At 65.8% G+C, this 14,094-nt stretch carries 2 protein-coding genes; both read left to right on the top strand.

The window, feature by feature from the left end:
* Positions 1-60 precede the first annotated feature (60 nt).
* Positions 61-10,260, top strand: coding sequence for a non-ribosomal peptide synthetase (locus KGA89_RS12705; protein ID WP_223471714.1), 10,200 nt, complete (start codon positions 61-63; stop codon positions 10,258-10,260).
* Positions 10,257-14,093: a non-ribosomal peptide synthetase gene (locus tag KGA89_RS12700; RefSeq protein ID WP_223471713.1), complete on the top strand. Its 3,837-nt coding sequence runs from the start codon at positions 10,257-10,259 to the stop codon at positions 14,091-14,093. The genes KGA89_RS12705 and KGA89_RS12700 overlap by 4 nt, the downstream gene beginning before the upstream one ends.
* Position 14,094 lies beyond the last annotated feature (1 nt).

The raw sequence follows: 14,094 nt of genomic DNA, 5'->3' as shown, positions 1-14,094 counted from the left end.
GACGCGGCGCCTTGATCGACTCACTTGAGTTTTCAAGACTTTGAAATGGACCAAGCAAGCATGAACAACATCGAAGACATCTACTCCCTTTCGCCGACCCAGCACGGCCTGTTGTTCCACAGCGTCTATGAACCGGATTCGCGGGTTTATTACCAGCAATTGAGCCTGGACATGAACGGCCCGCTGCAACTGAACGCGTTTCGCGCTGCCTGGCAGGCGCTGATGCAGCGCCACGCGGTGCTGCGCAGTGCGTTTCTCTGGGAAGAACTGGACGATGCCTATCAGGTGGTGCAACAGGAAGTCGCCCTGCCCCTGACCGAACTGGACTGGCAAGACCGCGCCGAGCCACAGGCCGCGCTGGAGCAGTTGGCACTGGAGCAGCGGGCGCAACCCCTGGAGCTGAATGACTCGCCGCTGATGCGCGTGTGCCTGGTGCGCCTGGCCCCCGAGCGCTGGCACCTGATCTGGACCTTCCATCACATCCTCATGGACGGCTGGAGCGTCGGCATCGCCGTCCAGGAGTGGCTGGCGCTGTACTACGAACAAGCCCATGGCCGCCCCGCCGACCTCGCGCCGACCCGCCCTTATCGGGACTACATCGCCTGGCTGGCGGAACAGGACATGGTCGCCACCGAAGGCTTCTGGCGCGAGCAGTTGCAGGACGTCAGCGAGCCGACCCCGCTGCCCACCTTCGCCGTACGCCAGGCGGCACCGGCAGGAGCGCCGTTCGCCGAACGGGAAAGTCTGCTGGCGGCCAGCGAAACCGAGCAACTGGCGCACTTCGCCCGCCAGAACGATCTGACCATCAATACGCTGATCCAGGGCGCCTGGGCACTGCTGCTGGGCCAACACGCCGGGCGTGACGACGTGGTCTATGGCGTCACCGTCGCCGGACGTCCGGAGAGCCTGGCGGCAGTGGACAGCACCGTCGGGCTGTTCATCAATACATTGCCGCTGCGTGTGCAATGGGCTGACGAGCCGACGCTGGTGACCTGGCTGCAACACTTGCAGCAAGCCAACAGCGATCTGCGTCACCACGCCTACCTGCCGCTGGGCAAGCTCAAGTCGATGACGCGCATCGCTGCTGAACAGGCGCTGTTCGACTCGATCCTGGTGTTCGAGAACTTCCCGGTCACCGACGCGCTCAACCAGGACACCGGCGGCTTGAGCTTCAGTGCCCCGAGCAGCGACCGGCAGGTCGACGGCATTACCCTCACCCAAGGCCGCAACCACTTCCCGCTGTCGCTGATCGTGGTGCCGGACAAACAATTGCACTACCTGATCAGCTACGACCGCAGTCGCTTCAGCGATGCCGAGGTCGCGGTGTTGTCGGCACAATTGCGCGCCATCCTGTTGGCGATGACGGCGCAAGCGCAGTGCCGGGTCAGCGAGCTTGAATGGCTGAGCCCTGAAGAACGCCAGCAACTGCTCGTGCAGGGTCGCGGCGTGCAACTGCCGGTGCCTGAGGCGTGCCTGCACCAGCGCTTCGAACAACAGGTGGCCGCTCACCCGGAACACCTGGCGGTCCGCGACCGTCAGGTCGCCCTGACCTACCGTGAACTGGACCAGCAGGCCAACCGCCTCAGCCAGTATTTGCGCGCCCAGGGCATCGACCACGACAGCGTCGTGGCACTGGCCCTGGAACGCAGCGCCGAGTTCGTGATTGCCCTGCTGGCCACCCTCAAGGCCGGCGCCGCCTATCTGCCGCTGGACCTCAAGCAGCCCGCCGGGCGCCTGGCCGATGTGCTGGTGGACAGCCGCGCCGCACTGCTGATCGGCGCGTCCGCCTCGCCCCTGCTCAAGGGCCTGGCCGAGCACACGCCGACGCTGTGGCTGGCGGAACAGGCCGAGACCATCGCCTCCCAGCCAGACATGCCCCCGACCGTGGCCCACAGCCCGACTGACGCCGCCTACGTGATCTACACCTCGGGCTCCACCGGCACCCCCAAGGGTGTGGTGGTCGAGCACCAGTCCATCGTCGACTACCTGACGGCGGTGCACGCAGTACTCAATCCACCGCTGGCGGCCCGTTACGGCTTGCTGTCGAGCATTGCCGCCGACCTCGGCCACACCCAGCTGTTCGGCGCCCTGTGCAGCGGCGCCAGCCTGTTGCTGGTGGATGAAGACAGCGGTTTCAGCCCCCTGGCGCTGGCCGAACTCTTCGAGCAACACCCGGTGGATGTGCTGAAGATTACCCCAAGCCACCTGGCCGGTCTGTTGCAGGCGCTTCCCGACGCCCGCCTGTTGCCGCGCGCCCTGCTGGTCTTCGGTGGCGACGCCCTCGGCCCGGCGCTGCTGGAGCAGGTCAACCGCCTGGCCCCAGGGCTCAGGGTGTTCAACCACTATGGGCCGAGTGAAGCGACAGTCGGGGCGATTGCCACCGAACTGCCGGCAGGCCTGCACAGCATCGCCCTCGGCCGGCCGCTGCCGAACCGCCGATTGCAAGTGGTGGATGCCAACGGTCGGCTGGTGCCCACCGGGGTGTCCGGTGAGCTGCTGATCAACGGCGCCCTGGCCCGGGGTTACCTGCACCGCCCGGACCTGACCGCCGAGCGCTTCCACCTCGACGCGGATCAACAACGCTGGTACCGCACGGGCGACCGCGTGCGCTGGCAAGTGGACGGCCAATTGGCGTTCCTCGGTCGGGTCGACAGCCAGGTCAAGATCCGTGGCAACCGCCTGGAGCTGGGCGAAGTCGAGGCGCAGCTCAAACGCCTGTCGCCGCTGATCGAACAGGCGCTGGTCCGCGCTGTGGAACTGGACGGCAGCCTGCGCCTGGTGGCCTACCTGGTCGCCAGCCAGTCGCTGTCCGCCACGAAACTGCGTAACGACCTCGCAGCGCGGGTGCCGGACTACATGGTGCCGGCGCACTTCATCACCCTCGACGAACTGCCCCTGACCCGTAACGGCAAGGTCGATGTCCAGCGCCTGCCGCTCCCGCAAAAGCCCACGGACGACAGCGCCACCCACGTTGCCCCGCGCAATGAAGTCGAAGCGCAACTGGCCGCCATCTGGCAGGAGGTGCTGAAGCTTGAGCGTGTCGGCGTGCATGACAACTTCTTCGCCCTGGGCGGCGACTCGATCATCAACTTGCAGATCATCGCCCGCGCCAACCAGCAAGGGCTGAAACTCACGCCCCGCCAGCTCTTCGAAAACCGCACCATCGCCGACATCGCCCGGGTGCTGGGCGCCGATGCCAGCCAGGGTGTGGCACAAGACATTGCCGATGGCTATGAACTGCCGCTGGCCGCCGGTCAACTGGCGCGCTTGCAACAAGGGCCGTTGCACGCGACTTGGCGTTGCGTGGCGCTGACCCAGGCGATCGACAGCGAGCTGCTGAGCCAGGCCATCGCCGCTTTGCAGCAACACCACCAGGCCTTGCGCCTGGCGCTCAAGGCCCTGCCGGAGGGCGAGTGGCAGCAACGGGTGCTGGTCGCGACCAAGGCCCCGGTCATCACCACCGAAAAACTGGAGACCTGCGCCCCGGCGCAACTGCAAGCCCTGGCCCAGGCCGGTGTCGATGCGCTGGACTTGGACGCCGGCCAAACCCTGCACGCCAGCTTGCTGGAAGTGGGCGGCAAGCACGCCCTGCTGCTGGCCGCTCATCCGCTGTGCCTGGACGAAGCCTCCTGGTCGCTGCTGCTGACTGACCTCAACCTGGCCTTGGCGCAACTGCGTTATCAGCGGCCGGTGCGCCTGTCCTACGCCGGTGGTGACTTCACCCAGTGGACACGGCACCAGCAAGCTCACGCACAGGGCGATGCCCTGGACGACGCCTGGGAGCACTGGCTGCAATACGCCGGTCTGGAACCGCTGCAACTGCCTGACAGCCAGCAGCCGGCCAGCGTGATCGAACAGACCCTGGCGGCCGCCACCTCAGGCGAACTCAAGCGCCTGGGCGAAGTGCTGCAACTGGACTGGAACAGCCTGTTGGCCGCAGCCGTGGCCGAACAGTACCGTGAACTGTGCGGCAATGGCCTGATCGCGCTGAGCGTGCACGGCGCCCGGCCGAGTGTCGAGCGCTTGCCGGTCGCGGCGCCGATTGCCGTGGCCGACCTCGACCCGGCACGCATCATCGGGCCCTTGGCACTGGCGGTGCCTTATTTCCTTCAGCCCGAAGGCGACAGCCTGCTGCAACGCTTGCAGGCACTGGCCGCGCAGATGCGCGCCTACCCGCAACACGGCGTCGACTATGGCGCCCTGCGCTACCTGTCGGACAACACCTACCTGCAAGAACCGCTGCGTGACCTGCCGACGGCCTCGGTCGCCATTCGCTGGCTGGGCAACCTCGACAGCCATCGCGAAGAGCGCGGCATCCTGGCCCAGGTCGAAGCCGCGAGCCCGTCGGCGGCCTCGCCTTGCCCACTGACCCTGGACGCCTGGTGGCAGGATGACTGCCTGCACCTGCGCAGCCAGGGCACCCTCGCCGCCGACTGGGCACCGCGCCTTGCTCAACGCTTGAGCGAACTCGCCGGACTCGTCGCCACACCGGACCTGCGCCCTGCCAGCCAGGCGTTTCCACTGTGCCACAAGCAAGCGGCGACCCTGGCGGCCGAGCCGCTGGACTGGTTGAACATCGAAGACGTCTACCCGTTGTCGTCGATGCAACAAGGCATGCTCCTGCACACGCTGTTGCAACCCCACAGCGGCATCTACCTGATGCAACAACGCTACAGCTGGGACGGGGTATTGCAACGCCCGGCGATGGAAGCTGCGTGGCAGTTGTTCCTCGAGCGCCATCCGATGATGCGGACCGCCTTCTGGTGGCAGGACGACCATGAGCCGCTGCAATGCGTGTACCGCCAGACCCACCCGGCGTTCGACTGGCAGGACCTGCGTCATCTCGACGAAGAACAGCAGCGCCTGGCCATGGACCAGGCCCTCGAAGCACAACGCCTGCAAGGTTTCGACATGGCCGCTGCGCCACTGACCCACCTACGGGTGTTCCAACTCGACGAGCGACGCTTCGCCGTGGTGCGCAGCTTCCATCACATCCTGACCGACGCCTGGTGCTTCGGCCTGCTGATGGAAGACCTGCTGGCGATCTACCAGGCCATCGTGCGCCAGGAACCTGTGGCCCGTCCGCGCTTGCGCTCGTTCCGCGGCTACATGAGCTGGCTGGAACGCCATGACATGGCCGCCGCACACGCGTTCTGGCAAGCCGAAATGGCCGGTTTCAGCGAGCCGACGCCACTGCATGTGGACAGCCCCGCAGCCGGCCCGGAACAGGCGCCGGAACAGGTCGGCGACTTCGACCAGACCCTGAGCATCGCCCAGACCCAGCGTCTGCAGCAGCTATGCCAGCAATACCAACTGACCCCCAACACCTGGATTCAGGGCGCCTGGGCGCTGTTGCTGTCGCGCTACAGCGGCAACCGCGACGTGCTGTTCGGCGTGACCGTCGCCGGCCGCCCGACTGACCTCGCCGGTGTAGAAGAAATGGTCGGGCTGTTCATCAACAGCTTGCCACTGCGCATCGATGTCGACCCACAAGCGCCAGTGGCCGACTGGTTGCAGGCGCTGCTGTCCCACAACGCGCAATTGCGCGAACACGAAAGCGCGTCGCTGGTGGACATTCAGCGTTGCAGCCAAGTGCCGCGCGGCCAGCAGTTGTTCGACAGCCTGGTGGTGTTCGAGAACGCGCCACTGGATATCAGCAGCGTGCAACTGGATGCCTTCAGCATCGACATCTACGAAGACCGGGTTCACACCAACTTCCCGATGACGGTGGTGTTGTACCCCGGCGACCGCCTGGGCATTCGCTTGTCCTACGACAGCATGCGTTTCAGCACTGACACCGTGCAGCGCATGCTCGGGCACCTGGTGCAGTTGCTTTCGGGCATGCTGGAGGCACCGCAGGCGCCCCTGGGCAGCCTGCACATGCTGCCCGAGGCGGAACGCCGGCAGTTGCAGATCGACTGCAACCGCAGCGACGTCGACTTCCCACTGGAGCGCGGCTATGCGGCGCTGTTCGCTGAACAAGTGCGCAGCCGCCCGCAGCACTTGGCCGCGGTATGCCGGGGACAATCGCTGACCTACGCCGAACTGGATCGCCGCGCCAACGCCATCGCCCATGCGCTGCAAGCCGCCGGGGCCGGCCCGGAAACCCTGGTGGCGCTGTTCGCTGAGCGTGGCCTGGCCTTGCTGACGATGATGATCGCCACGCTCAAGGCCGGCGCCGCGTTCCAGGCGTTGGATATCCAACAGCCTCATGCCCGCCTGGCGGAGCTGCTGGCCCTGGGCGAAGCGCCGCTGTTGCTGGTGTGCGAGCACGCGACCTCGGCACTGGACAACGTCCTGCCGCAGATGCGCCAGCAACCCACCTGCCTGATCGCCCAGGCACTCTGGCAAGGCCGCGAACAGCCGCCGGTCAGCTATGTGCACAACCCGGATCAACTGGCCTACGTGATCTTCACCTCCGGTTCCACCGGCACGCCCAAAGGTGTGATGGTCGAACAACGCGGCATGCTCAACAACATGTTCGGCAAGGTCCCGAGCCTGGGCCTGGGTGAGCACGACCGGATTGCCCAGACGGCTTCGGCGGCGTTCGATATCAGTGTGTGGCAATTCCTCGCCGCACCGCTGTTCGGCGCCACCGTGCACATTCTTCCCGATGCCCAGGCCCACGACCCTGTGGCCTTGCTCGATGCGGTTCAAGAACAGCAACTGACGCTGCTGGAAACCGTACCGGCGCTGATTCGCGGCATGCTCCAGGAAAGCCAGGCGCACCACAGCCTGGCGAGCCTGCGCTGGCTCCTGCCTACCGGTGAGGCATTGCCACCGGCCCTGGCGCGGGACTGGTTCGCACGCTTCCCGGCCATCCCGTTGATGAACGCCTACGGACCCGCCGAATGCTCGGACGACGTCGCCTTCTACTCCATCACCCAAGCCCCGGCCGACGACTGCCTGCACATGCCCATCGGCAAGCCGACCGCCAATAACCAGGTGTTCGTCCTCGACTCGGCGCTGCGCATGGTCCCCATCGGCGTACCCGGCGAGTTGTGCATCGGCGGTGTCGGCGTAGGTCGCGGCTACCTGCGCGACCCGCAACGTACCCGCGAAGCCTTTGTGCCGCACCCGTTCCAGGCCGATGCGCGCCTGTATCGCAGCGGTGACATCGGCCGGATGCGCGCCGACGGCGTGATCGAGTACCTCGGCCGTCGCGACCAGCAAGTGAAGATCCGTGGCCACCGCATTGAACTGGGCGAGATCGAAAACCGCCTGATGCAACACCCGGCGGTGGACAGCGCGGCGGTGCTGGCGCTGCCCGACGCCCGCGGTGCGTTGCAACTGGTGGCTTGGTATGTGCTCGACGAAGCGGTCGACCTGGGCGGTGAGTCCGCGCAACAGGTCTTGAGCGCTTACCTGGGCCAGCAACTGGCAAGCTACATGGTCCCGGCCCGTTGGCTGGCCCTTGCGCAATTGCCGCTGAACGCCAATGGCAAGGTCGACCGCCGCGCCCTCGCCGCCCTGGATGTGCCCCAGGACGAGACAGCGCAGGCGCAAGGCATCGCACCGCGTACGCCAACCGAGACAGTGCTCGCCGAACTCTGGCAGGAAATCCTTGGCCTGGACGATGTCGGTGTGCATGACGACTTCTTCGCCATCGGCGGTCACTCGCTGCTGGCCACCCAGGTGTTGTCGCGGATTCGTCGACGGTTGAACGTGAACCTGCCACTGCGCACGCTGTTCGAGCGCGGCACCCTCGAACAATTGGCCGAAGCGGTCGATCAGCAGCGCAACGCCCAGACCGAAGCCGACAGCGACAGCGAGATGACCCTGGCGCCGCGCAACCAGCCGTTGCCGCTGTCCTACAGCCAGCAACGGTTGTGGTTCCTGGATCGCTTCGAAGGCCCCAGCGCCGCCTACAACATGACCACCACCGTCAGGCTGCGTGGCGCGCTGGACATCGCAGCGCTGCAAGCGGCGTTGCAGGCAGTCTTCGAGCGCCATGAATCCTTGCGCACGGCGTTCCACCTCCACGGCGACCAGCCTTGCCAGGTCATCAGCCCGGCGCCTGTGGTGGACTTGACGCCGACCGAGCTGAGTCACCTCGACAGCAAGCAGCAGGCGCCAACCCTGCAACGCCTGATCTCTGAACAGGCCGCTCGCCCGTTCGATCTGCAACAGGCACCAATGCTGCGCGCCAACCTGCTGCGCCTGGGGGCCGATGATCATGTGCTGCAACTGGTGCTGCATCACATCGCCACCGACGCCTGGTCCATGGGCATCCTGATGCAGGAGCTGATCGTCGGGTACCAGGCCCGTACCAGCGGCTCGACACCGGTGCTGCCGGTGCTGCCGATCCAGTTCGCCGACTATGCCTACTGGCAACGCAGCGAAGCGCAACAGCGCCTGCTGGCAAGGGCCATCGACTATTGGCGCCGCCAGCTCGACGGCGCGCCAACGCTGATCCCGCTGCCGCTTGACCAGCCACGCCCGGCGCGCCCCGACTACCAGGGCGCGGCGCTGGAGCAACGCTTCACCGCGGCCCAGACGCAGGTGCTCAAGGCCTATGCGCAAGCGCAACGGGCGACGCTGTTCATGGTCTTGCTCAATGCCTTCAACAGCCTGTTGCAGCGCGCCACCGGGGCCAACGACTTCATCGTCGGCACCGACCTGGCCAACCGCGAACATCCGGCCCTGGAACACCTCATCGGCTTCTTCGTCAACGTGTTGCCGATCCGTGCCCGCCTGAGCGAGGGCGAAACCTTTGACGTCCGCCTGCAACGCTTGCGCGAGGATTGCCTGTCGGCGTTCCAGCACCAGCAGGTGCCGTTCGACAAACTGGTCGAGGAGTTGCAGCCGCCGCGTACGCCGGGGGTCAACCCACTGGTCCAGGTGCTGTTCGTCATGCAGAACACACCCAGCGGCAATGCCAGCCTGCCGGACCTTGAGGTGGAGCACTTGGTATCGCCCCAGGAAAGCAGCAAGTTCGACCTCGCTGTGTTCGTCGAAGAGGACGAGGAACAAGGCCTGAACGTGCGCTGGGTGTATCGCACCAGCGTGTTGCAGGCGCAGACCGTCCAGCGCCTCGAACAAGGCTTCGAGCACCTGCTGAAGCAGCTCGTCGCGGCCCCGGCGCAGGCGCTGGACCTGTGGTCGTGGCGCCTTGAAGGCAGCAACGCTGGCGCCACGCCTGATTTGCCGCTCGACGACGCCTCGGCCCGTAGCGCGCGCAAGCAGTCGAAACTGAGCAAGCTCAAGCAGACTCGTGCAACCGCCGTGAGCCAGGTGGCCCACGAGCAGGTCCGTGCCCGCACCCTCAACGCCGGGCAGGCCTTGCCATTGGTGATCGAGCCGTTGCTCGGCGACCTGGACCCGGTGCACTGGGCGCTGCAAGCCCGGGAATGGATCAATGCCCAGTTGTTGACCCACGGTGGCCTGCTGTTCCGGGGTTTCAACCTGCCGGACGCTGGCGCTTTCGAACAATTCGCCCAGGCCATCGAACCCGACCTCTACGGGACCTACGGCGACCTGCCGAAAAACACCTCGGGCAAGAACATCTACCACTCCACGCCGTACCCGGAACAGCACATGATTCTCTTCCACAACGAGAGCTCCCATCTGCCGCAGTGGCCACGCAAGCAGTGGTTCTATTGCGAAACGCCGGCACCGCGCGGCGGCTGCACGCCCATCGTCGATTGCCGGAAAGTGTTGGCGCGCTTGCCCGAGGACATCGTCGCTCGCTTCAAGGCCCTGGGGCTGCTTTATGTGCGGCACTTCACCGACAAGCTGGATGTACGCTGGCAGGACTTCTTCAAGACCGAACAGCGCGAGGAAGTCGAGCGCCAATGCCTGGCGTCGGGCATGCGCTGGGAATGGCTGGGGACCGACAACCTGCGGATCGCCCAGCATTGCCCGGCCATCGTCGCGCATCCCGAGACCGGTGAACTGTCGTTCTTCAACCAGGTGCAACTGCACCACACCGCCTGCCTGGAGCCGGAAGTGCGCAGCAACCTGATCAGCCTGTTCGGCCCCGGGCACCTGCCCCGCAACGTGTACTACGGCGACGGCAGCGTGATCGAAGACGCGGTGATGCAAGTGATCGGCGAAGCTTATGAAGACTGCGCAGTACGTTTCAGTTGGCAAAAGGGTGACATGGTGATGCTGGACAATATGTTGGTGGCCCATGCCCGGGACCCCTTCGAGGGCGAGCGCAAGATCTGTGTCGCCATGGGCCAGATGATGCGCCGTGAACAATTGACCGGCTGCCTGCCCGAAGCACAGCCGTCGCCGGCGGCGGAGGTGCAGGCATGAGCGCCTTCGAAAAACGTGAAGAAGCCTTCGCACTCTCGCCCCAACAACGCAGCCAGTGGTTGGCGGGGTCGCCAGCAGCGCGCCTGGAACTGGAAATAAAAGGTCCGTTGGCCCTGGAACGTCTGCAGCAACGACTCGTCGCCCTGAGCGCCTGCCACGAGGCCTTGCGCCTGCGGGTGCGGCCTGAGCCTGGCTTGCTGATGCCATTGCAAGTGATCGAATCCACCGTCATGGCCGCGAACGCCTTCAACGTCGAGGTGCAAGCAATCGGCGCCGATCGCCACCAGGTGACGCTGCAATTGCCGGCACTGAGCGCCGATCGCGGAACCTTGCTGCGCCTGGCGCAGGCATTGGGCTCGACCGATGCGCCATCGGTGGATGACGAAGCCATGACCTATACCCAGTACAGCGCCTGGCTCTACGAATTGCAGGCCGATGAAGACGCCGAGCCTGGCCGACGCTTCTGGGCCAGCCAGGCCCTGGACGAGCCGGCCGCCAGCGAATTGCTCTACCGCCAGGTACGCAGCGACCGCCCGGACGCCCCGGTCACCACTCGCCTGGACGCCAACCCGTCGGTGAGCATGGCCCTGGACAGCTTTTGCCAGCGTCACGACGCATCGCCCGAGCAGGTCTTTATAACGGCCTGGGGCGTGCTGTTGCAGTGCCTGAGTACCGGCGACAGCCCGGCACTGACCTTGAACTGGGTCCACGATTGCCGCGACGACTATGAAGAACTCGCCGACTGCTGGGGCTTGTTCGCCAAGCCCCTGCCCCTGCGCTGGCAACCGGCGGCGGACAGCCATTTTGCCCAGGCGCTGGCGAACCTGCAGGTGCTCTGCGAACAAGCCACGGAATGGCAGGAATACTGCGGCGTCAGCGCTGCACAGCCGGGCGACGCCTCGCAGTACGGTTTCCAGTGGGGTGGGCAGTTGCCCGATCGGCTCGACACTTTGGGCAGCCTGGCATCGACGCTCACCGTGCTGGACGCACAGGCCATCCCCGCGGGCATGGAGTTGCTGCTGGTGGCCGAAACCACCGCTGGCGGCTATCGCCTGAACCTCTGCCACCTGCCGAGCCGCTACAGCGAGCAAGCCGCCCTGATCTTGCTGGAGCAGTTCCAATCGCTGCTGCTCGATGCCCTCGCCAACCCGGGCAAGCCCTTGGCCGAGCTGTCATTGCAGTCGCCGAGTTTCACCGCGACGCTGGCCGCCCTGCAGGCGCCAGTCGACGTCGCGGCGCTGCCGTTTAGCAGCGTGCCGGCGAGCTTCGATGCGTGTGCTGCGCAGTTCCCCGAGCGCTTGGCTCTGCGCGACCACTGCGGGCCACTGAGCTACGCCCAATTGCAGGCCCGCAGCAGCCAACTGGCGCATTACCTGCGCGCTCAAGGCGTGGGTCGCGAAGACCGCGTCGCCTTGTACCTGGATCGCTCTTCGCAGATGGTCCTGGCCATGCTCGCCGTGCTCAAGAGCGGCGCGGCGTTCGTTCCCCTGGACGTGCATCAGCCGGCACAGCGCTCCCTGGCCATCCTGCAACAGGCGCAGCCGGTCTTCATCCTGAGTGGTTCGGCCGGCAGCGCCCCTGCGTTGCCCGCCATCGGCAGCCTCGACCTGCGGGATGAAGCGACCTGGCAGCAAGCACCCACCACGCCAGTCGACGTCGAGATCCAAGCCCAGGACGCGGCTTACGTGCTGTTCACCTCCGGCAGCACCGGCACACCCAAAGGCGTTATCGTCGAGCATTGGCAGCTCGCCAGTTATGTCGCCAGCGTGTCCCGCCGCCTGGCGCTGGCACCCGGCGAACGCAGTGCGGTGGTCACTTCCCTGGCGGCCGACCTGGGCTACACGTTGCTGTTCCCGGCACTGCTCAGCGGCGGCGAATTGCACCTGCTGGACAAGGAAACGGCGATGGACGCCCAGGCCTGGGCTGCCTGGCAGGCGCGGTACCCGATCGACCACCTGAAGATCGTGCCGTCGTTGCTCGACGCCTGGTTGATTCACGCCCAAAGCGCTGCCGTGTTGCCACGCACGCAATTGATCCTCGGTGGCGAAAGCTGTTCGCGGCGCCTGTTGCAAAGCATTCGCGACCTCGCGCCGACGCTGGCGGTCTTCAACCATTACGGCCCGACCGAAACCACCGTTGGCGTGGTGATGCACAAAGCCGAGCCGACCATGGATTATCGCCGCCTGCCGCTGAGCGACCGTCTCGACGGCATGCGTCTGTACCTGCTCGACGAGCAGCAAGCGCTGGCCGCCCCCGGCCAGAGCGCCGAGCTGTATATCGCCGGCCCGCAACTGGCCCGCGGTTATCTGGACACGCAACAAAACGCCGGGCGTTTTATCGAACTGGCGCAACTGCCTGGCGAACGCCTCTATCGCACCGGCGATCTGGCCCGCTATCGCCATGACGGCAGCCTGGAAATCACCGGACGCGCAGACCGCCAGGTGAAAATCCGCGGTTTCCGTGTGGAACTCGACGAGATCCAGGCGCAGATGACCGGCCTTCCCGGTGTAGCCCAGGCTGCCGTGGAATGCATCCCCCGGGGCGAGCTCGGCCAGCAACTGTTCGCGTTCATGACCCTGGCGCCCGGGCACTCGACCACGGTCGCCCGGCTGCACGGCCAGGCCCAGGATTGCTTGCCGGACTACATGCTGCCCACCCTGCGGATCGTCGAAGCATTGCCACTGATGGGCAACGGCAAGCTCGACCGCAAGACCCTGCAGCAATGGGCCGATAAAGTTCTCGAAACAGTCGGCAGCGCCTTGCCGCGCACACCGCTGGAAGCCCTGCTCGCCGACGTCTGGGCGCAGGTGCTGGGCCTGGAGCGGGTGGGCATCGACGATGACTTCTTCGAGCTGGGCGGCCACTCCCTGGCAGCAGTGACCCTTGCCAGTCGCTTGCAGACCGCGCTTTCGGCACCGGTGACGGTCAATGCGGTGTTCAACGCCCCGAGCGTCTCGGCGTTTGCGGCGCTGGTACAGGCCGAGCTCAAGCTCTCGCCGCTGGTCCGGCTGTCGGCGCCCAACGCCGTTGAAACCGCCAACCTGTTCTGCTTCCACCCATCCACCGGTCACGTGCAGGATTACCGCACGCTACTGGCGCCGCTTTCGGGCTGGCATCTGTGGGGCTTGCAGGCGGCGTACCTGAGCGACGACAGCACAGCGCTGGGCGGCGATATCGAGAGCCTCGGCGCGCTTTATGTCGAACACCTGCGCCAGCGGCAACCGCAGGGGCCTTATCACCTGCTGGGCTTTTCCCTCGGCGGCCTGCTCGCGATTGCCGCGGCCGCTCGCCTGGAAAACCAGGGTGAAGAAGTGGCGTTTCTCGGTATCATCGACTCGCAATACCAGCGTCAGGCGCCGGAAGACAGTGTCGAAGCACTGCTGGAATCGGCTTCCCAAGCAGTGACACCGGACAGCCAGGCAGTGTTGCGCCAGTTGCCGCCGCCGATCATGGCCGCTTTGCTGGCGCAACTGGACGCCCTGCCTCCAGCGGCACGCCTGCCGGAACTGGTCCAGTGGGCACGGCAACAAGGCCTGCAACTCGATGGCGACAGTTGGGAGCATTTGCAAACGCGGCTGCGCTACCAGCAGCATACGCAGCATCTGCTGGCGACTTTCCAGCCTGCCCGGCTAAGTTGCCCGGTGCATGTCTGGTGGGCCAGCGACACCCTCGCCCAGCCTGACTTCGCCGACCCGCAGTGGGAACGCTTGAGCAGCGGTCCGTTGACCCGCGAGGTCATCGTCGCACAACACCTCACCATCCTTGAGCAACGCGCCTTGCATGAACAATTGGCGGCGCGCCTCACGGCCATTGCTACACACGGAGCGGTTTGAA

The organism is Pseudomonas sp. A-RE-22, assembly GCF_019956035.1.
In the GTDB taxonomy this organism is placed as follows: Bacteria; Pseudomonadota; Gammaproteobacteria; order Pseudomonadales; family Pseudomonadaceae; genus Aquipseudomonas; species Aquipseudomonas brassicacearum.
This window is presented reverse-complemented; position numbering and strand designations above follow the sequence as displayed.